This window comes from Thermosynechococcus sp. FA-CM-4201 (assembly GCF_054689355.1).
Map to the genome: position 1 here is coordinate 2,023,943 of NZ_CP079920.1, position 26,232 is coordinate 2,050,174.

The 26,232-nt window shown below is 54.9% G+C and carries 21 protein-coding genes and 1 tRNA gene; 7 read left to right on the top strand and 15 right to left on the bottom strand.

Features of this window, described 5'->3' with window-relative positions:
- Positions 1-2 precede the first annotated feature (2 nt).
- The gene (locus KV190_RS09890) at positions 3-2,528 is read right to left on the bottom strand and encodes a CHAT domain-containing tetratricopeptide repeat protein (protein ID WP_460193146.1); all 2,526 of its coding nucleotides are present in this window, start codon (positions 2,526-2,528) and stop codon (positions 3-5) included.
- A 38-nt stretch (positions 2,529-2,566) separates the two neighbouring features.
- Positions 2,567-3,577 (bottom strand): Obg family GTPase CgtA, encoded by a 1,011-nt coding sequence (gene cgtA, locus KV190_RS09895; RefSeq protein WP_460193148.1) that lies wholly within the window; start codon positions 3,575-3,577, stop codon positions 2,567-2,569.
- A gap of 199 nt (positions 3,578-3,776) precedes the next feature.
- Here cgtA and KV190_RS09900 point away from each other — a divergent pair, with 199 nt between their 5' ends.
- From KV190_RS09900 to KV190_RS09910, 3 genes are read left to right on the top strand one after another with little or no spacing between them, the layout of a single operon-like run.
- The gene (locus KV190_RS09900; protein WP_460193150.1) at positions 3,777-5,144 is read left to right on the top strand and encodes an LCP family protein; all 1,368 of its coding nucleotides are present in this window, start codon (positions 3,777-3,779) and stop codon (positions 5,142-5,144) included.
- Positions 5,145-5,191: 47 nt separating this feature from the next.
- Entirely contained in the window at positions 5,192-6,037 is an 846-nt protein-coding gene (locus tag KV190_RS09905; RefSeq protein ID WP_460195264.1) for an ROK family protein, read from the top strand.
- Positions 6,038-6,080: 43 nt separating this feature from the next.
- Positions 6,081-6,683 (top strand): Uma2 family endonuclease, encoded by a 603-nt coding sequence (locus KV190_RS09910; RefSeq protein WP_460193152.1) that lies wholly within the window; start codon positions 6,081-6,083, stop codon positions 6,681-6,683.
- Here KV190_RS09910 and KV190_RS09915 read toward each other — a convergent pair.
- A complete protein-coding gene (locus KV190_RS09915; protein WP_460193153.1) occupies positions 6,680-7,843 on the bottom strand; it encodes a pyridoxal phosphate-dependent aminotransferase in 1,164 nt (387 codons plus the stop codon). The genes KV190_RS09910 and KV190_RS09915 overlap by 4 nt on opposite strands.
- 96 nt (positions 7,844-7,939) lie before the next feature.
- Positions 7,940-8,012: transfer RNA gene (locus KV190_RS09920), tRNA-Glu, on the bottom strand.
- Positions 8,013-8,112: 100 nt separating this feature from the next.
- Between KV190_RS09920 and KV190_RS09925 the strand changes: the two genes are divergently transcribed.
- Positions 8,113-8,961, top strand: a complete 849-nt coding sequence (locus tag KV190_RS09925; protein ID WP_460193154.1) for a glycosyltransferase family 2 protein — start codon at positions 8,113-8,115, stop codon at positions 8,959-8,961.
- Here KV190_RS09925 and KV190_RS09930 read toward each other — a convergent pair.
- A complete protein-coding gene (locus KV190_RS09930; RefSeq protein ID WP_460193155.1) occupies positions 8,958-10,952 on the bottom strand; it encodes an elongation factor G in 1,995 nt (664 codons plus the stop codon). The two genes, KV190_RS09925 and KV190_RS09930, sit on opposite strands and share 4 nt — an antisense overlap.
- Positions 10,953-11,133: 181 nt before the next feature.
- On the opposite strand from KV190_RS09930, the gene KV190_RS09935 reads away from it, so the two are divergent.
- Complete coding sequence (locus tag KV190_RS09935) at positions 11,134-12,180, top strand: tetratricopeptide repeat protein (RefSeq protein ID WP_460193156.1); 1,047 nt, start codon at positions 11,134-11,136, stop codon at positions 12,178-12,180.
- Positions 12,181-12,183: 3 nt separating this feature from the next.
- Here the strand turns inward: KV190_RS09935 and hmpF are convergent, their stop codons facing one another.
- The 7 genes from hmpF to KV190_RS09970 all read right to left on the bottom strand — a co-directional run bounded on the left by hmpF (position 12,184) and on the right by KV190_RS09970 (position 22,289).
- Positions 12,184-13,851 (bottom strand): pilus motility taxis protein HmpF, encoded by a 1,668-nt coding sequence (gene hmpF, locus KV190_RS09940; RefSeq protein WP_460193158.1) that lies wholly within the window; start codon positions 13,849-13,851, stop codon positions 12,184-12,186.
- Positions 13,852-14,147: 296 nt separating this feature from the next.
- Positions 14,148-15,344 (bottom strand): homocysteine biosynthesis protein, encoded by a 1,197-nt coding sequence (locus tag KV190_RS09945; protein WP_460193159.1) that lies wholly within the window; start codon positions 15,342-15,344, stop codon positions 14,148-14,150.
- Between the two features lie 5 nt (positions 15,345-15,349).
- Entirely contained in the window at positions 15,350-16,150 is an 801-nt protein-coding gene (locus tag KV190_RS09950; protein WP_460193161.1) for a hypothetical protein, read from the bottom strand.
- Positions 16,151-16,168: 18 nt separating this feature from the next.
- Positions 16,169-16,912, bottom strand: a complete 744-nt coding sequence (gene rpaB, locus KV190_RS09955; protein ID WP_149821735.1) for a response regulator transcription factor RpaB — start codon at positions 16,910-16,912, stop codon at positions 16,169-16,171.
- Between the two features lie 249 nt (positions 16,913-17,161).
- Positions 17,162-20,581, bottom strand: a complete 3,420-nt coding sequence (locus tag KV190_RS09960) for a phycobilisome rod-core linker polypeptide (RefSeq protein ID WP_460193162.1) — start codon at positions 20,579-20,581, stop codon at positions 17,162-17,164.
- A gap of 209 nt (positions 20,582-20,790) precedes the next feature.
- Entirely contained in the window at positions 20,791-21,777 is a 987-nt protein-coding gene (gene thiL, locus KV190_RS09965; RefSeq protein ID WP_460195266.1) for a thiamine-phosphate kinase, read from the bottom strand.
- Positions 21,778-21,779: 2 nt separating this feature from the next.
- Positions 21,780-22,289, bottom strand: a complete 510-nt coding sequence (locus tag KV190_RS09970) for a TIGR02652 family protein (RefSeq protein ID WP_149819327.1) — start codon at positions 22,287-22,289, stop codon at positions 21,780-21,782.
- Between the two features lie 176 nt (positions 22,290-22,465).
- Here KV190_RS09970 and thiO point away from each other — a divergent pair, with 176 nt between their 5' ends.
- Positions 22,466-23,572: a glycine oxidase ThiO gene (thiO, locus tag KV190_RS09975; RefSeq protein WP_460193164.1), complete on the top strand. Its 1,107-nt coding sequence runs from the start codon at positions 22,466-22,468 to the stop codon at positions 23,570-23,572.
- On the opposite strand, the gene rpe is transcribed toward thiO, so the two are convergent.
- Entirely contained in the window at positions 23,569-24,264 is a 696-nt protein-coding gene (rpe, locus tag KV190_RS09980) for a ribulose-phosphate 3-epimerase (RefSeq protein ID WP_460193165.1), read from the bottom strand. The two genes, thiO and rpe, sit on opposite strands and share 4 nt — an antisense overlap.
- 195 nt (positions 24,265-24,459) lie before the next feature.
- Here rpe and KV190_RS09985 point away from each other — a divergent pair, with 195 nt between their 5' ends.
- Positions 24,460-25,134, top strand: coding sequence for a hypothetical protein (locus KV190_RS09985; protein ID WP_460193167.1), 675 nt, complete (start codon positions 24,460-24,462; stop codon positions 25,132-25,134).
- A 2-nt stretch (positions 25,135-25,136) separates the two neighbouring features.
- Here KV190_RS09985 and KV190_RS09990 read toward each other — a convergent pair whose 3' ends face one another.
- Positions 25,137-25,769 (bottom strand): MiaE family protein, encoded by a 633-nt coding sequence (locus KV190_RS09990; protein ID WP_460193169.1) that lies wholly within the window; start codon positions 25,767-25,769, stop codon positions 25,137-25,139.
- Positions 25,726-26,217, bottom strand: coding sequence for a universal stress protein (locus KV190_RS09995; RefSeq protein ID WP_181494652.1), 492 nt, complete (start codon positions 26,215-26,217; stop codon positions 25,726-25,728). The genes KV190_RS09990 and KV190_RS09995 overlap by 44 nt, the downstream gene beginning before the upstream one ends.
- Positions 26,218-26,232: the final 15 nt, after the last annotated feature.

A 26,232-nucleotide genomic window follows, 5' to 3' on the forward strand; every position in this document is an offset into this window, starting at 1 on the left:
CGTCATTGGGGCAATGCTAAGGAAGACCAATCACCACTGGAGACAAACGCCGCCCAATAGTAGGGGGATTCATCCTTGAGTCGCTGAAGCTGGACTTGCCGCAGGGCTTCTGTGCGCCCCATGCCTCGGCGCAGATTTTGGTAAAAGGCCACCATCATATCGCGGGTCACTTGATCATCCACTTTCCAGAGGGTACTCACCTGCGATCGCGCCCCAGCCAATGTAAACGCTCGCCGCAACCCATAGACCCCCTCCCCATTCACCACATCTCCTCGCCCCGTATCACAGGCGGATAACACCACTAATTCTGTGCCGCTGAGGTTCATACTAGTCACTTCCAAAGCAGTAAGGACACCATCATCAAGGTCTGAACCACTCTGGCGTTGGTTAAATCCCGCTAAGGCCAAGCCCGATCGCAAGAGGGGGTTTTCAAGGATGCCCTTGTTTTCTGAATTAGCTAAAAAGAAGCCGTGAGTGGCCAAGTGGAGAATTTTAGGGGAATTTGCCGCCTTAACCGCTGCTTCTGTGGCCGCCGCTTGGAGTAACAGTTGGGCTTGGGGAAGGAGTGCCCTCAGTGCTTGCGCTTCCTCAGCCGTACCCGGTAGGGGAGCAAAAGTCAAACTCCGCAAATCAAGGGAGCGCACCGTTGATGAAGGGGCATTGCCGAAGGAGCGATCGAAAGTAGGGTCAGCAATAATCAAAGGGGTATTAGCAGTTACAGATCGGGATTGAATGCGCAGGAGTTCGCGCCCAGAGGTCAGCAATGTGATCATGTAGGATTCGACTAAATAGCGTCCTTGGGCATCCACAAGCGCCTGAAAGGGAATAGTATTCAACTCCCCATCCGGAGCAATGAGCAAATGAGTCGCATTGCCAATCCACGGACGAATCGGCGTCATCACCCGCTCGGCAAGGGCCTGAGCTGCCCGTTGAACTTCAACCTTGGGTAAGCGAGGGTCAGCCAAACGGAAACGAGTCTGGCGTACTTGGGCATCAATTTCAGCAGCGGTGCCAAGATCCCTCCCTAGGGGCTGACCCGTGGCACGCAATACATAGACGCCATAGCGCGGCTCACCAAAGCTCTGTGTGCCCAAGTCGTAGGGGCGATAGCGAATAAACTCGATCAAAGCGGCATTCGCCGGAAGTGCCCGTTGAACCGCAGCGATGGTTACGGGTTGAGTGAGTTCGCGAAAGCTAGCACTGCGCAGACTCAGTTCGGCTTCCAGTTGATTGGCCTGGGCTTGCAGTTGTTGCATTTGGGAGAAAGCTGCTGGCTCTGCTGAAGCAAAAACGAGTTTGGCGATGGTTGTGCGCAGGGTGGTGAGTTGCTGGAGCTTTGCTTGATCTGGCGTCGCTAGTTGCCGTCGCAGTCGTGCTTGGTTTTGGCTGAGAAAATCCAGTAATCGCCCTTTGCGGCGCAAAATCGTTGTTAAGGCAAGGGCTGTGGCCTCAGGATTTTGGGCAAGACTCTGGAGATGCAACGTGAGAATGGCATCGGTACTCTTTTGAAAGGTTCCCAGGTAGTTGCGCTTGTAGTCCTCTGAGCCAACGATTAAGTTTTCACTAAGATTACGTTCCTCAATCTCCTGTACGTTTTGCAGTAGGGCAAGGGCTTGGGTAAGATTTCCCTGTTGCCAATAGACCGCAGCAAGATTTCCTAGGGCAGCAGCGGTATGGGGATGGCTTTCCCCAAGGCGGGATTGGGCGATCGCCAGCGTGCGTTGATAGAGGGGCAGTGCCGCTGCGTAGTTGCGCTGATCAAAATAGAGCGTGGCTAAATTGTTCAGACTGGCGGCAATATCGGGGTGACCGGTGGGCAAGGTTTGTTCGCGAATCTGCAGGGCACGTTGGTATAAGGGTAAGGCGGCGGCGTAATTCTTTTGTTCCCGATACAGGGCTGCGAGGTTGTTCAGCGTTGTTGCCACATAGGGACTCTTCTCCCCAAGGGTTTGCTCAAAAATCCTGAGGGCGCGTTGATACAGGGGCAGGGCGGCTGCACTCTTTTTTTGCTCAGTGTAGAGGAGACCCATGTTATTGAGAATGACCGCCACTTCGGGATGATTGAACCCTAGGGTCTTTTCGGCGATCGCCAATGCCCGCTGAAACACCGGCAACGCAGCATCATCGTTTCCTTGGGCACGGTAGAGATTGGCCAAGTTATTGAGTGTCGCAGACACCTCTGGTTGATCTGACCCCCCAGCACGCTCATAGATGGCCAATGCCCGCTGATAGAGGGGAAGTGCGGCTGCATAATTTCCTTGCTCAACATGGAGCTTTGCCAATTCATTGAGACTGGCGGCCAAAAGGGGATGGTTGCTGCCCAGTGTCTTTTCCACTAGGGTCACAAAGCGCTCTGCTAGGGGGATGGCAGCCTGCATATTGCCTTCCTGTCGCAGTTGATCAATTTGGTTGGCGAGTTCCTGAAATTGCTGGGGGGATGGCTGGGCTAGAGTTGGCGAACACAAACCAAGAATCAGACTACTTCCAAGGGCGATCGCGCCCCAGACAAGGCATCCTCTGGTGTTCATTTTTTTCCTCGGTGGTTCCTCAACAGCACCCGTCGCAATCAAGCATACTGATGGGAAACGCTCACCCCCAGTTCCTGCCAAATGGCATCTAAGAGAGGCTCTAACCCCTGACGCGCCACCGCAGAGATGGCAAAAACCCGTTGCCCCACGTAGGCAGCGAGGGTCTCTTGAATAGCCGTGATTTGCGAGGCCTCTAGGGCATCAATTTTATTCAGGGCAATGATTTGCGGGCGATCGCCCAAGCCGTGTCCATAGGCCACTAGTTCATCGCGAATCGTTTGATAGGCAGCCACCACGTCCTCAGCCGTAGCATCAATCAAGTGCAGCAGCAGACGGGTGCGCTCAATATGGCGGAGAAACTCATGCCCCAACCCCAGACCCGCATGGGCACCGGCAATCAGACCGGGAATATCAGCAAACACGGTTCCATCGCCATTGGGTTGGCGCACCACACCTAAATTGGGCACTAAAGTTGTAAAGGGATAATCAGCAATTTTCGGTCGCGCTGCTGACAGCACAGAGATCAGCGTGGACTTACCCGCATTGGGTAGGCCAATAATGCCCACTTCCGCCAGTAGCTTAAGTTCTAACCGCAGATGCCGCTCTTCCCCCTCCAAGCCCGGTAGGGCATAGTCTGGTGCCCGTTGATGATTGCTCAGGAAGTGCTTATTCCCTAGCCCCCCTTTACCCCCCTTGGCCACCAGCAGGGTTTGACCGGGGGTAGTGAGGTCGCCCAGTAATTCCTCGGTTTCTGCATCCCAAACCATCGTGCCGCAGGGCACTTCAATCACTAAATCCGCACCACAGGCACCCGTACGGTTATTCGGCCCACCCCGTTGGCCATTTTCTGCTTTGAACACATGGGCATAGCGAAAGTCCAGCAGTGTTTGTAAATTGGAGACCGCCTTGAGAATCACCGAGCCGCCATTGCCCCCATTACCCCCCGATGGCCCCCCCGCAGGCACATACTTTTCACGGCGAAAGGCAATAATGCCGTCGCCCCCCTTTCCAGCTTTGACATGAATTTCGGCGAGGTCAATAAATTGCATTTTGGCCGCAATCGGTTGCGTATAAGTTGGGTATTTGAGTATTGTATCTCGCCAACTTGTTGACCGTTCTGTTCACAGGGATGACACAGGCTCCAAAGGGTGACGCTCTGCATCGAAAGCGCTTTGCTTGATGTATTTTCCCTATGGGAATAAGGGCTATATGGTAGGCTTAAGGGAATTTTAGTGTGGCGAGGCAATAGTGTTTATTCGATGGCAACGCCGACGACGACCCGCTCCGCCTGAAGAAGGGGTTTTATTTTGGCGACTAGTGTTGTGGCTAGGGGTTGCCTTAATCTCCGGTAGCCTAGGGGCACTGTGGGGGCTATTGAGTCAGAGTACACCGCTCATGCAGCGATCGCTCAGCAGTCGAGAGTGGCAGGTGTTTCAACGGGGCGATCGCTGGACAGGGGCAAGGCTCCATCAACCCTTGAATTTACTGCTCATTGGCTCCAAGGTCTTAACCTCCGACTTAGATGAACCGCCCGACCCCAACCTTACCTACCATGCCCTAGTGAATTCCGTTGAGGGGCTATCGGACTCACTGCTACTAGTGCGTTTTGACCCAGTGCAGCAACGGTTAGTGGTGTTGTCAATTCCCCGCGATACGCTGACCTTTATCCCCGGCCGAGGGGACGCCAAAATCAATGAAGCCAATGCCCTCGGTGGACCCGCACTGGCAGCGGAAACAGTAAGTGATTTGCTAGGGGATGTGCCCATCGATCGCTATTTGCGGATTAATGTTCAAGGCATTGAGAAACTCATTGATGCGCTTGGGGGGGTGACGGTGGATGTACCCACAGCCATGCGCTACCGGGATGACAGTCAGCGCCTCTACATTGATTTGCAGCCCGGACGACAACACCTGAACGGCAACCAAGCCCTACAATTTCTGCGCTTTCGCTACGATGCCCTTGGCGATATTGGCCGCGTGCAGCGACAACAGATGTTTTTGCGGGCACTCATGGAGCAAACGGCTCGCCCCGAAACCCTTGCCCGTACCCCCCAGCTTCTTAGTATTATTCGCGAAAACTTGGATACCAATTTAACGGTTGAAGAATTGATGAGCTTGGGGCAATTCCTCACCAGCTTGCCGCGATCGCGGGTGGAGTTTCTGATGCTGCCGGGGAACTTTAATGGCAGCACCGATGAAGTGGAAGTAAGCTATTGGTTGCCCAATTACCAACGGATTGCTTGGCTAACGGATCACTATTTCCGCGACACCCCTACGGCTGATCCGCGCGAGACGGGTTTGACGACCCCTGCCCAAGTGCGGATTGCGATTCAAAATACCACCCTGCCAGAATCAGTGGTCATGCGTCTGAGTCAGCAACTGCAAACCGCCGGTTACCCCTATCCTTTGGTGGCAGAGCCATTGCCCCAGCCAATCCCGATTACGCGCATCATTGCTCAGCAGGGAGATTTGGCGGCAGCGCGTCGGGTGCAGTTATTGCTGGGATTTGGGGAAGTGCGGGTGGAGAGTACGGGTGTGCTAGCATCGGATGTGACGATTCAACTGGGCGATGATGCCCGCGATCGCCTGCAATTGAGACCGACAAAATCTCTGTGAATGAACCCTACGTGATTGGTGTTGATCTTGGTGGCACTGCCATCAAAATGGGGCGCTTTAGTCCCAAGGGGGATTGCCTCAATGCCCTGACGTTGCCGACCCCTCAGCCCCCCTTTCCAGAACGGGTGATTAAAGCCATTGTGCAGGGGATTAAAGAACTGGATGGTGAGGATCGGGCGTTGGCCATTGGTATGGGGATACCGGGGCCTGTGGATGCCACTGGTCGCATTGCTCGCCGTGCCATTAACCTTGACTGGTACGAAGTGCCCATTAGTGACAGCCTCGAACACCTGACGGGCAAACCCACGGTGATTGGTAACGATGCCAACTGTGCCGGCCTCGGGGAAGCATGGCTAGGGGCGGGAAGTCAGTTCAAGGATTTAATTTTGCTGACCTTGGGGACGGGGGTTGGCGGTGCGATTATCCTCAATGGCGATCTCTTTGTCGGTCGGGATGGCGCTGCCGGCGAGTTGGGGCTGATTACCCTCGACTACAACGGGCCTCCCTGCAATAGTGGCAATCGCGGTTCCCTTGAGCAACACGTTTCTGCCCAAGCCCTGCGGCGGCGGTGGGGCTGTGAACCCCATGAGATGGCAGAGCGGGCCAACAATGGTGACCCTGAGGCGATCGCCCTTTGGCAAACCTATGGCCGTGAATTAGCCGCTGGCATTGCTAGCCTTGTGTATGTCCTCACCCCCGAAGCAGTGATTATTGGTGGGGGCATTAGTGCCGCTAGTGACCTCTTTTTTCCCTCGATGATTGCTGAATTGGAAGAGCGGGTGCTGCCCACCTCCCGCAATAACCTCCACTGTTTGCGAGCGACCCTTGGCAATCACGCCGGCATTGTCGGTGCAGCCAAACTAGCGTGGAAATACGTGAAAGACCATCTCTAAGTCGCCTTCGCTAGGATCAAGTTACCCTATTTGGGCAAAGGCTATGACTTCTACAACCCCCCTGGACAGCTCGCCGCTGCTCCTCAATGTCCGCAATACAACGGTGCGGGTGACCCCAGAGCAGTTTGATCAGCTCTGCTGTGATAATCCTGAGCTGCGCCTAGAATTGACCAAGGCTGGGGAATTGGTTGTCATGCCGCCAACGGGGGGGCAAACGGGTGCCCAAAATTTCGAGCTGATTGTGGAAGTGGGGCTTTGGAATCGGCAAACGCAACTGGGGCGCGCCTTTGATTCCTCAACGGGCTATGATTTTACAGCTTTGGGGGGCGGTAAGCTTTCCCCAGATGTCTCTTGGATTGCCAACCCCCGCCTAGAGGGCGTTGATCTCACGGGCTGTATCCCCATCGTGCCGGATTTCGTTGCTGAGTTGCGATCGCCCTCGGATGCGATTGACCGCTTACGCGCCAAAATGCAGGAATATCGGCGACTGGGGGTGCGCTTGGGGCTGCTGATCAATTCCCAAGACCGCCAAGTGGAACTCTACCGCTCCGAAGAGGACGTGGTTGTTTTGGACGCCCCCGCGGTCGTTGATTGTAGCGAGGTGATGCCGGGGTTTCTCCTGCCGATGGCGCGGTTGTGGATTTAGAGGCGCTCGACAAATTTTGCCAGTCGCGTCAGGCCTTTTTCAATGGTGGCTAAATCCGTGGCATAGGAGAGGCGAATGTGATCATCCATGCCAAAGGCTTTACCGGGAATCGTGGCCACTTTTTCCTCCTCTAGCAGGCGATCGCAAAACTCTACGGAACTTAAACCCGTTTCGCTAATATCCACAAAGAGATAAAAGGCGCCTTGGGGTTTGAGACAGCGCAGCCGAGGCATCTCAGAAATGCGTTCATACATACAGGCACGGCGATCGCGGAAGGCGGCCACCATTTCGGCCACACAGGCTTGACTTCCCTCCAAAGCCGCAAGGGCGCCATATTGGGCAAACGTACAGACATTTGAGGTGCTGTGGCCTTGAATCTTGGTGGTTGCCTTAATGAAGTCCGCTGACCCCGCAATGTAGCCGACGCGCCAGCCCGTCATGGCATAGGCCTTAGCAAAGCCACTACAGACAATGGTTCGCTCAAAGGCGGCCTCACTCACAGCCCCAATGCTCAGGTGCTCCGCCCCATCGTAGAGAATCTTCTCGTAAATCTCATCAGACACCACCCACAGTTGATGCCGCACAATCACTGCCGCCAGCTCACGAATTTCCTCGGGGGTATAGACCATGCCCGTGGGGTTGCTGGGGGAGTTGAGGACAAAGAGCCGCGTTTTTGGCGTAATCGCATTCTCCAGTTGCGCCGGAGTAATCCGATAACCCGTTTCCGGCGTCGTTGCCACAATCACCGGCGTGCCACTGGCTAGGTGCACCATTTCTGGATAGCTCACCCAGTAGGGGGCAGGAATAATGACCTCATCGCCGGGATTGATCAGAGCCAGCATCAGGTTAAAGAGCGCCTGCTTGCCGCCATTGGTGACAAGGATATTTTCAGCACGATAGGGCAGGTGGTTGTCGTTGTTGAGCTTGGTGGCGATCGCCTGCCGCAGAGCCGGTTCCCCTGCCGCTGGACCATAGCGGGTTTTGCCTTGATCGAGCGCTGTTTTCGCCGCCTCACGAATGTGGGCAGGGGTGTCAAAGTCAGGTTCGCCCGCACTAAAGCTACAGATATCCTCTCCAGCCGCGCGCATTGCCTTGGCTTTGGCATCAATCGCCAGCGTTACCGACGGCGTGACCCGCATCACCCGCGTTGCCCAGTCCATCCTTTGTCTCCTGCACTACTTTCCGTATTGTGGCACTTTGGCAGGGGATCGGCGAATCAAATATCGACCGTTCACGTTGAGGTTGCCAGTGTAGGATACCCCCAGGGGAATTCGAATCCCCGTCGCCTCCGTGAAAGGGAGGTGTCCTAGGCCTCTAGACGATGGGGGCAAGACTCAGCATTAGTTAATGTAGCGAATGCCCTGAGCGTTTGTCAACACCTTGGGAAATTTTTGCATCGCCGCCGCTCCTAGGGAGAAAATGAGGGCGAGTGACTGAGGAACTTGTCGTGGAACTTGCTGGCCTGCGTTCCTTCTCAATTGTGATGCCCGCCTACAATGTGGTGACCCAGCGGGGAGAAACGGTTTTTCGGGAAACCCTTGAGAGCATTGCCGCCAGTTGCCGCTACCTCGAACAGCACTTCCCCTACGCCACTGCGGGGGAATTCATCCTGATTAGCGATGGTTCAACGGATCACACCTGTGATGTGGCGACGGCAGGATGGCCGAATACGGTGCCCCTACAATTGGTGGGCTTGCCGACGAATATTGGGATTGCGGCAGCGCGGAACATGGGGGTGCGCTTAGCCAAAGGGGAGGTGATTTTTTTCTGTGATGCCGATGATCTCTACCGCCCTGAGCATCTGTTTTTAGCCCTATCGGTGTTGAATCAGCCTTTACCCGCACCCTATGCCCCAGCGTATTTTGGGGCGGTGCGCACGGGGGTCTATTGTCGCGATCGCCTGCACCCCTACTGGCACAGGAGCCTCGAGCAAACACTGGTGCTCAATCTCGCCGTACGCCGCGAAGTCCATGAGTTTATTGGCGGCTTTCCCGAAGAGGAGGTGTTTCGCCAATTTCGCTATGGGGCTGAGGATGTGGCCTATGCCCATTGGCTGCACCAGTTTTGCCACACTGCCCGCCTCCAGCAGCAGACCGTTGAGTACCGCCGCTTTCCCAATAGTTTCTTTGACCGTCAACTCAAGAAATTCCAAGCCGCTCCCGGCACCGTGGCTGATGATCTGGATGCGAGGGATCGCCAGCAGGAGGCGCAGATTCAGCAGATTATGGCCACACGACTTCAGGAATTGCAGGCTAAGGCGGCTCAACTAGTGGCCTAGGCTTTTTTGTGGCGCTGGACAATCGTCGCGGCCAGTTTCTCCGGTACTTCTTGAAGATGGTCAAATTGCCAATGGAAGCCACCGGTGCCCATCGTCAGCGATCGCAACTCCACCACAAAGTCATGCATTTCCGCTTGGGGTAGATAAGCCTCAATCTGTTCCCAGCCGGGCCAACCCTCCTTACTGCTGTAGCCCAAAACCTGACCGCGCCGCCCCGTCAACGCCTGCATTACTTTAGCCGTAAAGGCTTGGGGCATCCACACTTGAACTGCCATGATGGGTTCTAGGAGTTGCGGTTCACACTGGGGAATTCCCGCTTGCATGGCGAGGCGAGCCGCTTGGCGAAAGGCCTGCTCAGAGCTATCCACGGAGTGGTAAGACCCATTGGTGAGGGTCACCGCCACATCCACCATCGGAAATCCCAACGGTCCTTGGTTGAGAAATTCCCGCACCCCCTGCTCGACACCGGGGATATATTGCTTGGGCACAACGCCGCCGACAATAGTTTCACTAAATTGGAAGCCGCTGCCGCGTTCTAGGGGAGCAATATCGAGGTACACATCGCCAAACTGGCCGTGGCCACCGGTTTGATGTTTATAGCGGCCATGACTGTTTTTTGTGCTGCGGCGAATCGTTTCTTTATAGGGCACTTGGGGGAGATGGGTTTGCATCGGTAGGTTATATTTGCGGCGCAGGCGATCAAGGGCAATCTGCAAGTGAATGTCGCCCTGTCCCCAGAGAATAATTTCATGGGTATCGCCATGCTGTTCCCAGCGCAGCGCCGGGTCTTCCTCAAGGAGTTTTTGCAACGCGCTGGTGAGCTTCACCTCATCACTGCGTTTACTGGGGGTAATGGCCAAGGCATAGACGGGTTCTAGTTGGGGGGCACAGGGCAAAGGTGCTACCTGACCACTGACACTGAGGGTCTCACCGGTACGAATACCCTCTAGCCGTGCCAAGAGAACAATGTCCCCCGCCGTTGCTTGACCCAAGGATTCCAGTTGCGTGCCTTGGGCACGGTAGATGCCACCCACGCGCACCCCATTCAAGCTCATACCATCGGTCAAGGTGCCCTGCCAGACCCGTACAAGGGAGAGCTTGCCGCCTCCTTGGGGGAGATAGAAGGTCTTCAGCACTTGGGCGAGAGGCTCTTCACCGTTGATCTGGCGATGGGCGGCAGTTTCTGTGGCATCAGGTGCTTCGCGATCAAGGGCTGCCAATAGGGGACGCACCCCGTAGTCCGTTTGCGCACTGCCAAAAAAGACGGGCACAATTAAATCGGCTCCCAACTCCCAGCGCAGATCCGCCATGATTTCACTTTCCGGCGGCGCAATATCCTCAAGGAGTTCCTCCAAGAGGTGGTCATCATAGTTGGCTAGAGCCTCCAGTAGCTCCGCCCGCGCGGCCTGTTCAACGGCTTGTAATTCTGAAGGAAAGGGGACTAAATCCGCCGCTGCCCCCGCATGGTAGTGATAGGCTTGCTCCGTCACCAAGTCAATGTAGCCCAAGAGATCATCCCCCTGCCAAATGGGGTACTGGTGGGGGACCAGGGGACGACTGGAAACTTGGCGATAGGCGGCGAGGATCTCCATGTAGGGATCGTGGGCCCGCTCCATCTTGTTGACAAAAAGGATATGGGGAATCTGCCAGTCATCGAGGAATTTGAACAGGGGGGTTAGGGTAAAGGCGCGATCGCTGAGGGGTTCACAGACAACAATCGCCATATCCACGCCCACAAGGGCATTGAGGGTTTCTTGGAGCAATTCCACTGAGCCGGGACAGTCGAGAAGCGTCAGCTCCAAGTCCCCATACTGGGTATGAACGACATTCAGTTCCACCCCCATTTGGCGATCGCGAGCCTCAGGACTGGTATCCAGAAGACTACTGGCCTTACTACTCGTGGCGTGGGTAAGGCGCAAAATGCTTTCTGCAAGGGTTGTTTTGCCGCTGTTGTAGCTGCCCACAAGGGCAATGTTGCATCGTCTCGCCATCGCACACCTACCTTTTGATTTGCCATTCGGGTCAAAATTGTCCAGAATAGAGCCTTAGTTTGCCTTAACTAGATCTCTTAACCCTTGGCGATCGCCCTTGGCGGAATTTGCAGTATCTCTTAAGGGAGCTGTAAACAACCGTTAAGTTGGGGTTAACGTTTGCGAGGAGGACTCACTCACGATGCGCTTCAATTCCCTTTTGTGGGCTAGTATTGCCAGTCTTGGCCTTTGGATGGCAGCGCCAGTACACGCCCAAGTCAGCACGCTGATGCAAGAAGGGCGACGGCTAGTGGAAGCAGGAAACTATGCCCAAGCCTTGGCCATTTATCAGCAACTGCTCCAGAGCGAGAGCCGTAATCCCCGCGTGCATTCTGCCATTGGTTACATCTACGCCCAGCAGGGACAATTTGCTGAAGCCGCCCGTGCCTACCAACGCGCTATTGAGCTGGATCAACAAAACGCTGATTTTTACTATGCCCTCGGCTACAGTCTGGGGATGATGGGGGAAAACCACGGGGCTGCTGCCGCCTACCGCCAAGCCATTCGCCTGAATAACCGTAATGCCCAAGCCTACGAAGGACTGGCGGTGATTCTCGCCCGCATGGGGGATCCCCAAGGCGCTATCCAAGCTTACCGCTCCGCCCTCAGTCTTGACCCCCGCAATTGGGCGGCTCAAAAGGGATTAGGCGTTTTGCTGCTCCAACAACGCAATATTCCTGAAGCCCTCAGTCGTCTGCAACAGGCGGCAGCCCTTGCCCCCGGCAATGCCTCGATTCAACTCAACTTGGGGATGGCACTTCTGGCCGCTGGCGATCCTAGCAATGGCTGGCAAGCGATTGATCGCGCAACTAACTTGGGTCAGCGGGATGCGGATCTACTGCAACAGGTGGCTGAACTGGCGGCTGCTGCAAATCAAACCGAGCGAGCCATTCAAGCGTACCGCCGCCTGATCACCCTGCAACCTGAACGGGTAGCCACCTACTTCAGTTTTGGTGAGCTATTAATGCAGCAAAATAATCTCCTTGAAGCTGCGGCGATTTATCGTCAAGCCACGCAGATCAATCCTAAGGATCCCGAAGGATTTTACCGCTTGGGCAAAGCCTTGGCAGCTCAAGGCCGGCGGCAGGAGGCTCGCAGTGCCTATCAAGTGGCTTTGAAGCTGTACCGTGAGCAAAATAACCGCGCAGGGGAAACCAGAGTCCGAGATGCGATGCGGCAGCGCAATTAGCAGCTAAGCCCCCTGCCCCAGATTCATGACCACCTGCTGCAATTCAGAAATGAGAGCACCGGGACGGCCATTGAGGATATTTTGGTTCAGTCCCTCTAGGCCTTGGCGCAGGTGATTGAGGCGATCTTGAACGGGTTGTAAGATTTCCCGCAGCAGATTCGCTTGGCCGCGTTTAGCGGCGAGTAACCGTTGCTCTTCAATCAGTGCCTGTTCTTCTTGACTGAGTTGATCTTTTTGCTGCTGTTGCAGTTTGCGGCGCTCTTCAAGGTCGTGGCGCAGACTTTCGAGATCGGTATAGGCCTGCTGCAATTCTTCCGCGAGTTGATTGACAGCCACACTGTACTCTTGAAACTGACGCTCCAGTTCACTGAGGATGGGAATGAGGCTAATGCCCTGTTGGGAGGCTGGATCCTTGCGTGCCTCTAGCACTTGCTTGTGAATTTTGTAGATCGCTTCTTTTTCACGGATATTTTGCCGCTGTCCTTCAAGGGCCTGATTGAGCAGATTACAGCGCTGGCGTTCGTCCTCCAGTTCTCCTGCTAGTTGCAGGCGATCGAAGTCACTGGCTTCTTTGACTTTTTGCTCCAGTTCTGCCAAGGACTCCAGCGCCATTTTTAGCTCTTCTTCTTGATCGTTGACAAAGGCAGAGGCACGTTTGAGGTCATTACCGCGGTTGGCCACTTCTTTTTCGAGTTCCTCCATGGGCATTTTCATCAGGGCATTCACATCCACTGCCTCTGTGAGATCACTAACCATGGCTTGGCGCATTTGCTGGATCATTTCCTCCTGTTGGGCAAGGAGGTGACGTTCTTTTTCAAGAACGGACTGTTTGTAGCGGCAGAGTTCCTCCTGCAGGGCGATCGCCCGACTGTCTTGCCAAAATTGTTCTTGAGCGGTGCGCCACGTCTCCTCCTTTGCATGGAAGGCTTGCAGTTGCTCCTCCAAGGCAGCTTGCCGTTGACTCACCTCCTGCTCCAGTTGCTCCAGTTGCTGCCAGTACTGACTCAGCAAGGCCTGTTGCTGGTCTAAAATTTGAAAACATTCGGCGATTTGGGGACGCCCACCACTGTTGAGGGTCTCCGCCAACTGCTGCAAAATCGAGTCCACTTGGCGGATTTGTTCTGGGGATAGGCCAACGCTGTGGCTAGATTTGAGTTGTTCCCAGCGCTGCTGCTCTTGGTGCACTTGGTGGCGTAAATTTTCAAGGGCTTGGCGCTCTGCTTGAATCCGCTGTTCCTCTGCGGTTAATTCCTGCCGTAGTTTGTTGAGTTGTACCAATTGCTCTTCAGCGCCGGCCAGTTGCGCCTCTAGTTCTTGGAGTTCTTCTTTGCGCTGCTCAAATTCCTGTTCCCGTTGATTGAGAGCTTCCGCCTGATAGGAGAGGGATTGCTTCCAGCCTTCAATTTCTTCCTCTTGACTTTGGAACCGCTCACGCATCCGTGTGAAGCCGTGCAAGATACCGGTGAGACGGCGCGTCGCTTCATCCACGTTTTGAATTTGGCGGTTGGCGGCCATTTCTACAAAGACCAACACACCATTGCCATAGTCACGACTGTTGTCAAAGGGAATCGTTTCTTCGTTTTGGGGGACAGGGTGCCAGTAGCCCGACTGCTCACGCATCAACAACTTCAACTCGGATTTCGTCCCCATGAAACCCGTTTTTTTAATCACCTCGGCGAGATACTGCACAGCCCTTGACCTCTACCCTAACGCTGAGACTGACACACAACTAGAACATACAACAACCGTAATAATACGCATGACGGATTTAAGCTAATGAAGGATGCAACTTTTTGTCTGTTTGCGATCGCTAGAATCCAGAACCCTATATTTTTATTAAACACCCATCGGCAAGCGTTCAGCAGTGGCCTGAATCACTCGGTCGGGGACTGGAGAATTGCCAAGGCCAAGGTGGTTGAACTATTGGTCATTATAGCGAAAGCAGGGTTGCCACCCGCCAAAAGTCATTAATCATCGCTGGCAGCGGGCATCCAAGGTTGTTGCGGCAAAAAGGCGCGATCGCGCGGCAGGGGGGCAATGGGTTCTGTCAGCGTAAAACGGCCACTGCGGATCCAATCTTTGAGGACTTCGGCAATGCGCTGACTAAAGTAAAGACTCGTCAGGGGAGCGGTGCGCACAGTTTTGCCTTCAATTTTAATTTTGCCTGACTTGAGTTGGGCATAGTTAACCATGCCGAAGGTGGGACGCACGCGGCGGGGAATGGAAAAGTCAATAATCGGCGCCACCACTTCTTCATCACGAATGGCACAGCGGGCAATGACCTCTTGATCCAAGACCGGCAGCGGAACCCCCACCCCCAGCATCAGGGACGCTCCATAGTGCTTGAAATAGCAACCGCGCACCCAAAAGGGATCCATCTGTTTGGCATCGCCAATCAGGGCAAGGGTGGCCGCTGGACCAATGGGGGTGTCGTTGGCCAGACGTTTTTGCAAGGGGAAGTGTTGGGTGCCTTCCCAGGCCACATAACCAATGCCGCCGCCGAGAAAAATGCGCGTGCCAATCCCCACCAGTCGCAAGTAGGGATCATTCAACAGGGGTGAGAGGGCGCCGCCACAGGCATAGACGGCATTCCCCAGTTGCGGTTGCAAAGGACCAAGGTAGGTATAGAGCGGGCGATCGCCCCCATTGACACCGACAATAAAATTTTGATAAAGATTGCGGGGGTTGTAGAGATAGAACTGATTGATCGTTTCTTTGCTAATTACCGTTTCTAAACTGGCGCGGGGATAACAATCGGTGACATAGCCCACTGCCCGCAGAGGAATGGCTTTACCCGCAATCAAATCGGCAATGACATGGCCACCCCCCCGTTCCCGCAGACTATCGGCTTCGCCCGCTTCGGAATTGGGGTCAAGGGATTGGGCTGCCCCTAAGTACAGATCCACAGCGCCAAAACCACTGTAGGCGGGAATGCCATCGAGCCAGCACTGCCGCAGTTTAATCGGCGGATCCGTCGGTCCCAAGTTAAGGATCGCCCCGGAGGACTCCATGGGTTCAAAGGTACCCGTTGTCACCACATCCACTTGGCGGGTTGCTTCAGCAATGCTCAGGCTTTCAAGGCGGGCTTTGAGTTCTGCCAATGTCCAAACCGTGGCCTTGCCCGCCGTAATCTTGTCATTAATTTCGGCAATCGTGCGTTCCACAGGCGTTACCGCAGATCCTCAGGATGGCGAATTTGCCAAGTGCCATCGGGGAGCCGTGAGACTTTGCCCCCAAGGCGTTCAATATTCTCTATCGCCGTTTGCCGCGAGCGATCGCTGACCGCATTCACCAGTGCCCAAATCCAGGCATTGATCTGTGCCATCCGACTATCGGGATCCCGCCGTAGGGTTTGTGCCAACGAGCGATAATACTCTGCTGCGGCGCGAACCTGTGGATCTGGATTCATTTCTGCCCAAGCCGCCGCGCGATCGTAGGACTCTGCTGCCGCTCGCCCCTTGCCCAAAAAGAGCAATTCATCCATCGCCCGAAACACCCATGCCAAGTAGGCCGTCGGTTGATAGGCAGGATCCATCGCTGCCAGACCCCGATCCATCAAGGCCACAGAGGTTTGCGGCTGTCCTGCATACACCGTAATTGCTGTCGAGAGGTAGGGATAGGTTTGGGCAAAGCGGGGGTCTTTGGCGATAATCACCTCAAAGAACGCAGGTGCATCATCGTAACCCGTGACTTGGCGGGCAGCGGAATCACCAAAAAACTGGAGAAATTGCAAAAACGCCCAATCGGCAACTAAATTGTCAAAACCAAAGGAAGGGAGATTTGCTAACAGCCGCATTTGCGTAATCGTTTGGGCATTCTGGCGCTCATATTCGGCATCGGTGAATTGTTCGGCCGTTTGCGCCTGTAACTGACGCAGGGCATCCTGCTGCATAAAGGCAATAATGCTCAAGGCCACAGCCGTCAGACCTAGACCCACAGCTTCTGACCAGCGCCAGCGTTGTTGATGCATGGCTCACCCTCAAGCCAGTTAGGAATTTTTGTTGCTTGCTTCTCCCGGTTCAGTAATCCGCTGAAAGAGATACCCTGTTCCCCGTGCTGTCAAAATTAACTCTGGATTACTGGGGTCTTCCTCTAGCTTAGCCCGCAAGCGGGAAATATGGACATCCACCACCCGCGTATCCACATGGCGTTCTGGGGTGTAGCCCCACACCTGCTCGAGAATTTCTCCCCGTGAGAAGGGTTCCCCGGAGCGACCCACCAGCAATTCCAAGAGCATAAATTCCATGCCCGTGAGGCGAATGCGCTCATCCCCCTTATAGACTTGGCGCTTGTTGGTATCAATGCGAATATTGCCCACCTGAATCACCCCGGAGCTAGGGATGCCAGAGGTGCTGGTTTTCTCAATGCGTCGCAGCACCGAACGAATGCGAGCTTCCAACTCCTTAGGGGAAAAGGGTTTGACCACATAATCATCGGCGCCCAGTTCCAGCCCCGTAATGCGATCGGCGACATCGCCAAGGGCAGTGAGCATAATGATGGGGACATCGGATTCCTTGCGCAGTTCTTGACAGACGCCATAGCCATCTAGTTTGGGCATCATCACGTCAAGCACTACTAAATCTGGCTGCTCCTGCCGAAATGTGGTCAGGGCTTCCTCGCCATCGGCGGCAGTGACGACGGTATAGCCAATCATTGACAGCCGAGTTTCTAAAATGCGGCGAATACTCGCTTCATCATCAACAACGAGTATCTTTTCTTTGTGGCTCTCCAAAGTAACGGACACTCCTACTCAATGAGGACAGTAATGGATAGAAATTAAAATGTGAATTTTTTGTACTCTATCATTTTTTTACTGGCTATAGAAAGACTCCCAGCCCTCACTAGGACGGGATTTTGCGGCTTTTTCAGAATTGAAAATCTTTAAGATATTTTAACGTGGTCTTGCCCAACAAAAAAGCGGACACCCCTACAAGAGCATCCGCTAGCCGATTGATTCACCAGTGGTTAGTGGCAGCGTTCCCTAGTCGCGGTGGCTTGGCTGAATCCCCACCAAGGAGGGCGAGAGACTCGACCAGGATTGCTTCACCAAGTCGGCATCGGCCTTGACACTGCCAATGTAGTTGCCCGCTGGCAGCGTGGGGAAGCGTTTGTAGGGCACGACATCTTCGCCAAAGTAGCGGCTGTACTCAGGGCTATTTACCATCGTTTCGACAGCCGCCTTGAGGCCTTGATCCGCCAAGATTTTGTTGTATTGGCGAATTTCCGCTTGGGTGGCCGGGGCGCGACCAAGAAGGTGACGGAAGAGGAATTCAATCACCTTGGTGTTGGGATAGGGGGTGTAGAAGCGGTTGCGATAGATCTCCGAGCTGGCCAAGGTACGCACAAACTCGCGGACGGTAATTTCACCGTTGCGCAGGCGGCTCTCGAGATCAGGGCGCCGGAACTGGCTGGGCACTTGGCCACTGAAGACATCCATCACTTGGCAGTAGATGGCATTGATCACCAGTTCCACTTCAGCACTGGGGGCACCCACGGTCATGCGGAAAATGCGAGCAGGACGGCGCCGGCTGGTACCGACCCCCACTTCCACCGATTGACCATCGCCATTGCGGAAGGAGCGTCCCAATTCGATGAAGCGGGGTTTGCTGGGATCCGCTTGACGCGCTTTGGCCTCTTGCTCGGCGATCGCCCGACTGAGGAGCGGCAGCTTCGTGTTATCGAGGCGAGGTTTCACCGGTGCGAAGCTGGGCACGACAATCGCATCACTTTGCTTCGTGAGTTGATTGTGCAATTTCTCGGTGTTGGGGAAGTTGGCCGCTGGCAAGGTGGGGAAGCGACGATAGGGCACCGTATCCTCACCAAAGGCTTCAGCGTATTCAGCACTACTGACGAGGGCTTGGACAAAAGCCTTTAAGCCTTGGGTGGCCAGAATTTGGTTGTAGCGGCGAATTTCCGCTTGATCAAGGGGTGCCCGACCCAAGAAGTGCTTGGTACCCAGTTCGATCACCTTGGTGTTGGGATAGGGGGTGTAGAACTCCTTCTGATAGAGTTCCGAGCAACCCAAGCCCTCGATGAACTCCTTAAGGGTGATCTCACCGTTGCTGAGCTTCGATTCAAGGGCGGTAAATTCATCGCGGACAATGTAGGGCGCGACATCCCGCTCAAAGACCTGACGATAGGCCGCCTGAATCACCAGTTGCAGATTTTGCTTGTCATTGAGATCCGTGAGCTTGAAGACCTTGGTTTGGTCGCGGCGCTTGCTCACCCCTTGATTGGCACGGAACTGAATCGCTGGCTCAGTCCGCAGTTCGGTCACGGCTCCCAGTTCGACAAAGCGAGGCGTTTCTTCTTTTTCAGGGGGTACGCCAGTTTCACCAATCGTGCCGGTGCGCAGCGATCGCAGGGCCAGACCTTGGGGCGTAATGTAGCGCTCGTAGGGAACCGTATCTTCGCCAAAGGCTTCGCTGTACTCTTGGCTGTCAATGATCGCATCCACTAAGCCATAGAGACCTTTCTTCGAGGCAATGTCGAAGTAGGCATTCATCTCTTGGCGACCATAGGTGGGACGACCCAAGAGGCGACGGTGAATATATTCAATCGCCTTCGTGACGTACAGCGGTGTCCAGTAGAGGCTGCGGAAGAGGTTCGATTTGGCCAAAATCCGCACAAACTCACGGACAGAGATTTCACCATTTTCCAGTTTGATCTCGGCCACCTTTTGGCGCTGCCCCTCATAGACATCGCGGCCAAAGACTTGTAGATATGCGGCACGAATCACTCGCTGGGTCGAACTTTCGGCAAATTTGACACTGTCGCCGCCCGTGGCGATCGAGCGCTTGCCAATGCGGGCATTGATGCTGGGAAGCTGATCCAGTTTGAAGACTTTTGGCCCTAGGCTGCCGGGGGCGACCCCACGCGCTGCGGGATTGCTCACCTGATTGTTGATCCCTGGCCCGCGCGTAATGAGAATGCGGCGGGTGTCTTTGTTGAAGGGTTGGGGGCGAGCACTGGGATTTTTCTTCTCTTTCGGGAAGATGGCACCAAACTGAATTTCCAAGGGATCGTTGCCGGCACCGTAGGGGTGTTGATCCGGCAGCGGCTGATCCTGAGCGGCAAAGGTGGTGATAAATTGCGGGACTTTGCGGAAGGGAGCACTGTACTTGAAGAGATCCTGTTGGGCACCCCAGTTGCGGCATTCTTGAGCCTCTTGACCCAGACCCCGCAGATAGGGCACCGTCTCTTCACCAAAGTAGTCGCTGTATTCCTTGGAATCCACAAGGGCATCCACTAAGGCTGGAAGACCACCTTTGGAAATAATGGCAAAGTAGGTTTGCACTTCCTCGCGGCTCGACGGCCCACGACCCAAAATATGGCGGAAGGCCAGTTCGAGGGCACGGCTGTTGATATAGGGTTCGTAGAAGTTTTTGCGGTAGAGGGGCGACTTGGCCAGTTGGCGAATGAACTCCTTCATGGAGATGGAGCCATTTTTCACCTTGGATTCCAGGTCAGAGATGCCCAAACCGTAAGCACGGGAGATGTCCCGCTCAAAAATTTGCCGATAGGCGGCTTTGACCACTTCGTTTTTCTCGGCAGCGGATAGCCCCGGCTTCATCACAAATTTGGGACGGCGTTCAGCGGCATTGAAGTAAATCTGGGGTAGTTGCAAACCTTGAAGATCCGTGGAGTTGCGCTGCCGCACTTTATCGGAGGGGGCAGGGGCAATAAATTCGTTGATCAGAACTTCAAAGTAGGTTTCCACAATGCCCTTGGCTTCGGCGTCCTTTTCAAAGTAGCTGAGAGCCGCCCGCCGCATTTCCTGTAGGGCAGCAATGGTGGCATCGGTGGAGCAAGCCGCCTCAATGATTTCCCGCAAGCCGCGCGTATTCACCGCCAGAATGTTGGGATCGCCAGCCACAATGGCGTAGGTGGTATAGCGCAGGAACCAATCCAAGTCGCGCAGGGATTTTTCCATGCGGGCCGGGCCATAGCGGGCAATGTTGATCGGCTTGAAGCCCACGGGCGCACCACCACCAGAGGCACTAAAGACGGAGCGCAAGCCCTCTAAGAATCCACCACGGGTGTCCACATAGGTTGCGGTTCCCAGCTTCATGGCTTCTTTCATGTCAATGGCTTCGCCCCTTGCCCCAGTGGTGAATTGGGGGGCTTCTTCAGTTTGGGGACGGGAGAGGAAGGCCATGGGGGAACCACCGACAAAGATGCGGTTGGCAGCACGGGAAACAATGATGTCGGCGTTGCGGGTGAGGGTGGTGGCAATTTCAAGGCGTTTTGCCCCGGAGCGCAGATAAACAGCGAGTTCATCCAGTTCACCCCGATTCAGGAAGCGATCCTGCTGTTCGGCTTGAATAATTGTTGAAACGGGGACTGTTTGATAAAGTTGCGGGCGGGCAACCGAGCTTCCACCACTTGCTTTGACAACCATGGTTACTAAGAGGCTCCCTTTACTTTTAGTTAACGCGCTAACTTAGATTAGAACGATTCGGGGGTAGCTCGGCATTTTTTTAAGAAATGTATAAATTTATGGGGATTTGTCGGCGATCGCCCCCAAACTTTATGAATTTTTGTAATATTCCTTGACGGCTGCGCCCGACCTCAACACCCATCGCTGCTTCAGGCCACTCAACCGATCGCCTAAAAGTGCTGAAAGAGTTGATCGGGCTGCACAGGCAATAATTCACCATTGAGCTTGAGTTGCACCCTCTTTTCAGGAATCATTTCCCCAACAATGGCGGCCTGCTTACCCGCTGCCCTACAGAGATCCTGAGCCAAGTCTGGGGCAAGGCACAACACCAGTTCAAAATCTTCACCGCCATAGAGCGCCCAGTTCAAGGCCTGCGGGCGATCGCTATAGCCCACCATCGGAATCTGCTCTGCCCAAAGCACTGCACCCACCCCACTGGCTTGACAGAGTTGCAGAACAGCAGCCGCTAGACCATCACTACTATCCATACCGGCAAGACGCGGCGGGGGCACCTGTTGGCGCAGCCATTGGACAATATCCAATCGCGGTTGGGGGCGTTGATGGGCCTGGATCCACCCCTGCCGCAGTTGTTCGGGCACGGTACTAGCCCACTGCGGATACAAAAGGCACTCGAGACCAGCGCGGGAGGCACCATGAACCCCCGTTACGACAATGACATCCCCCACTTGGGCGCGATCGCGATAAATAATCCGTTCTGGCGGCGCACTGCCCAAGACCGTGATGCTGAGACTGAGAACGCTAGAACGACAGGTATCGCCACCGATAATACTGGTGCCGTAGGCCTGAGCACAGGCTGCCATCCCTTGGTAAATGCCCTCAATCGTTGCCACAGGACAGTTGGGCGGTGCCGCGAGACCCACTGTTAAGCCCAAGGGCAATGCCCCCATAGCCGCAAGGTCGGATAAATTGGCAGCCAGCGATCGCCAGCCCACATCCACTGGCGTCATCGTTACGGGGGTATCGGTCATGCCTAAACTAAAGTGCACCCCCTCAACCAGCACATCGGTACTCACAATCAGTTGTTCACCGGGCGGTAGCGACAGAACCGCTGCATCATCGCCAATCAATTCCTTGTGGCAATAGGGGCGCAGGCGGGCAATCAATTCCAGTTCGCCACAGTCGGCGAGGGTGAGCATCACTAGTCAAACATCCGAAAATAGGGGGGGCGAATGGGGGCGCCGGGTTCTTTTTCGAGATCAAAGTTAATCACATCCCAGCGCTCCTCTTGGCTAGCGGGGGGGCTAAACTCAACAGGCAAACCAAAGAGGCGTAGCATTTGGGGATCTGTGGGGCCTCGCCAAGGGGTACTGCGTTCGAGGTAGGCACAAAAGAGATCCCGATAGCGTTCGGCAATAATGACTTTGGTGGCACGGTAGCCTTGGGTGTAGAGGCGATCGAGGGCATCGTGAATTTCAAAGCGAATCCCGTCGGGGTGGGTGTGCTGGCGATACCATTCGCCGTCCCAGAGGCGCCAAATGCGGCCGGATTGCAGGTGCATTAATTCTCCGGTTTTGGCATCCGCTTCAAAAGGACCGTGGCGCGGGCACAGGTACGTATCGGTGAGGGTCAGGGCGGGAATGACTTGCCGACAGTGGGGACAACGAATTTCAGGACCAAAGATCGGGTAGTGAGAGCCGGATGAGATCATGGACAGTTACCACACAGCGGCAGCAAATCCACCGCGATCGCCCTTATTATAACGAGTTGACTTCAGGAGGGGAAAACAAGGCGCCGTTCCCCCTCAAGTGGGTGGTTTGGGCTACCCTTAAGGGGTGGCAGATGCCAAGATAAAGAAATGTGTAAATTGGGATTGAAGCGTCAAGAATGATCCTTGGGGATGAACAGCGGGACATTTTGATTATTGGTGGCGGCACTATGGGGCTGGCGATCGCCATCGAATTGGCATTGCGGGGGGCACGACCCACGGTTCTCAGCCGCCAGTTTCGGGAAGCAGCACTCCATGCAGCAGCGGGAATGTTAGCCCCCCAAGCAGAAGGCCTGCCAGCAGGCGCCATGTGGAATTTGTGTACAGCGAGCCGCAATCTCTATCCCAGTTGGATTGACAAGCTTGAGCAACTGACGGGCATGGATGCGGGCTACTGGCCCTGTGGTATTTTGGCACCCGTGACCGATGAGCGGCAGCGCGATCGCGCCCACCCCATGGAACCCGACAGCCGCTGGCTCGATGCGTCTGAACTGGTGAACTATCAACGGGGTTTTGCGGAGAGTGTGCTAGGGGCTTGGTGGTTTCCCCAAGATGGGCAGGTAAATACCCGCAACTTGGCCAAGGTCTTGGTGAGTGCGGCTCGCATTCTAGGAATCGAAGTGATTGAGGGCATTACTGTCCAGCGGTTTCAGCAAACGCCCCAAGGGGAGATTACAGCGTTAGAGAGCGATCGCGGACGTTGGTCTGCGGGGATCTACATTCTGGCCACAGGGGCATGGGCACAAAGCCTACTTCCCCTACCCGTCACCCCCCGCAAGGGGCAAATGCTCGCCCTAAAACCGCCGGGGCAACCCCTACTAAACCATGTCATCTTTGGCGATCAGCTCTATCTCGTGCCGCGTCGCTCTGGCAAAGTGGTGGTGGGTGCCACCAGTGAAGATGTCGGTTTCCAAGAGGGAACGACGGTTGCTGGCTTGCAAGCACTGCTGAATCGTGCCACCGCCGTTATTCCAGAATTGGCCAGCTACGAGGTGATTGATACGTGGTGGGGCTATCGTCCAGCCACCCCCGATGATTTACCGATTTTGGGAGAAGGGCCAGCGGCCAATCTTTACCTCGCAACCGGGCATTACCGCAATGGCATTTTGCTTGCCCCGATTACAGCCAAGCTGATGGCCAATTTGATCCTGCACCAGACGGGCGATCGCCACCTGAAAGCCTTTTCGTGGCAGCGATTTCAAGCTCCCTCAGCAACCAGTGCCTAGGCAGTGACCAACTCAGGGCTAGGGCGTTTGCTGTTGCGGATACCAGCGATCGCGGCCGCGTAGTCGGGGGCATTAAAGACGGCTGAACCCGCCACAATGGCATTAGCGCCCGCTTCAAGAACTTGCCAAGTATTGTCCACCTTGAGACCGCCATCCACCTCAATCCATGGGTCTAGGCCACGCTCTTCGCACAGTTGCCGTAACCGCCGAATTTTTGGTAGCACTGCTGGAATAAACTTCTGGCCACCAAAGCCGGGGTTGACACTCATAATCAAAACAAGGTCACAGACATCCAGGACATACTCAATGAGTTCAAGCGGGCTAGAGGGATTGAGCACCACCCCCGCCTGTTTGCCCAGTTCGCGGATTTGACAGAGGGTGCGATGCAGGTGAGGCGAGGCATTGTGTTCAGCATGGACAGAGATAATATCCGCCCCCGCTTTGGCAAAATCGGCCACGTATTTTTCTGGCTCGACGATCATTAAGTGCACATCGAGGAGCTTTTGGGTCAAGGGGCGAATCGCCTCAACAATCAATGGCCCAATCGTGATATTGGGAACAAAACGACCATCCATCACGTCCACATGAATCCAGTCGGCTCCCGCCCGATCCACCGCTTGGATCTCTTCACCCAAACGACTGAAGTCCGCAGAGAGAATGGAGGGAGCAATCACGACGGGCTTAGCACTCATGACCGATTGATTCCGTAAATAACGTTACAGTTGTTCTCAGTGTACCGAGCGATCGCCCCCACAGCAACTCTGCACTGCAAAGACCACTTTGGCAACTGCCTATGCATAGCCACCCCGAGCCAACGGTACATTTTATAGTAGGCAACAAAGAGCACGTCTGCACCACCAGACCATCATCCAAGGGTGAGACACCAAATGTTCAAACAGCGCACCAAGATCATTACCATTGCAGCCGGGTTGCTGGCCTCAGCAATGAGTAGCTGTGGCTTCATGGTCACTGAAACAGAAATTACGGATCAACCCGTTGCTCCCCCCGCAGCCGCTCCCACCACCCCTGAACCCACTGAACCCGGTGCCGCTGGATCTGCGGTTGCCGCCTTAACCCCACCCACTAACCCCAAAACCTACATTGAGGGACTCTCGAATATTGGCCGCCCGAATCCTTTTGAGCCTGTTCGCTTACCAAATACCAATATGGGTGGTATCAACGGCGGAATTGGAGGTACTGGCGGCATGGGAAATGGTGCTGATGGCACTCCCGGAACAGCGGGCAATGGTGCAGGTACAGGTGGTACTGCTAGCCGACCGACACCCCCCCCGCCACCGCCCCCACCCGTTGATGCCCAAGCTGTGAAAGTTTTTGGTGTGGCTGCGGTGAATGGTCGTCTCCAAGCAATTATTCGCTCACCCAAAGAGAATGTCACCCGTACTGTGCAGGTGGGGGATACGATCGCCGGCACTGTGCTTGTTCGTGCGATTGATGCCTATGACACTACACCCGCAGTGATTTTGGAGCAATTTGGCCAAACGGTGCGGCTCACGGTCGGTCAGCCCACTACTGCTCAAGGGGCAACACCACCAGCGATCTAGGTCTAACTGTGAATCCGCGGCAAGGGGTAGGGTGTGCTGAGAATCTCACTTTCAAGGGCAGCCAACTGCTGCAATCGCTCTGCCACCACCTCTTGACCAAAGGACTCATAGGCTAGGTACCAATAGGTGCCATAGTGGCGTGCCTCAGAGGTGACTAAGCTAGCAAAGAACTCCGCCAGCTCCCGATCCGGGCAGTGCTGAGCCAGCAGTTGCAACCGCTCATGGCTGCGAGCTTCAATCAACGCGCAAACCAATAGGGTATCCAAGAAGCGCTGGGGTTCCTGCTGGCGGACAGCGGCATTCAAGCGAGAGGCATAGGGGGGCGCACTTAGGGGCGCAAGGGCAATGTGGCGGCGTTCCAGTTGCTGATTGACTTGGCGAAAGTGGTCGAGTTCTTCTTGGGCAATATCGGTGAGGGCATCCACCAATCGCTTGTGGGAAGGATAGCGAAACATAAGATTGATGGCGACGCCAGCCGCTTTGCGCTCACAGTGGGAGTGATCGAGCAAAATCGTATCCAAGTGAGCGATCGCCTGCTCTACCCACTCAGGACGGGTAGGTTGCACAAGGAACTTAATGCGAACGGGCGTCTCAATCACGGCGGCGCTGGACGGTAAGCACAGAACAGTGGGCATTGTGGAGCACATAGTTGCTGACACTGCCGAGGAAAAATTCACTCAAGCCCTTGAGACCCCGCCGCCCCAGCACAATCAAATCACTTTCCCAATCTTTGGCCAGATCACAAATGGCACGACCCGCATCCCCCAAGGCTTGGGTAAATTCTGTGGGTACCCCTTTTTCAGTGGCAATTTGGGTGAGGTTGCGCAGCATATCCAAGCCTTTTTGCTCAAAGTTTTCCCACTGCTCCGCATAGGCACGCATCACTTCCTCGTGGAGTCCCACATAGACTCCGGACGCCAAAGGGGTGGTAAAGATTGGGTCAGGATAGGATTCATTGGTAGGCGAGAGGACATGAATCAGCATCATGCGTGCTTGGTAGTGCTGTGCCAAATCCAGCGCGGTTTGAAACACTTGTTCTCCCAGTTCGCTGTCGTCAACTGCCACGAGAATTTTTTTATACATACTGCCCTCCAAACG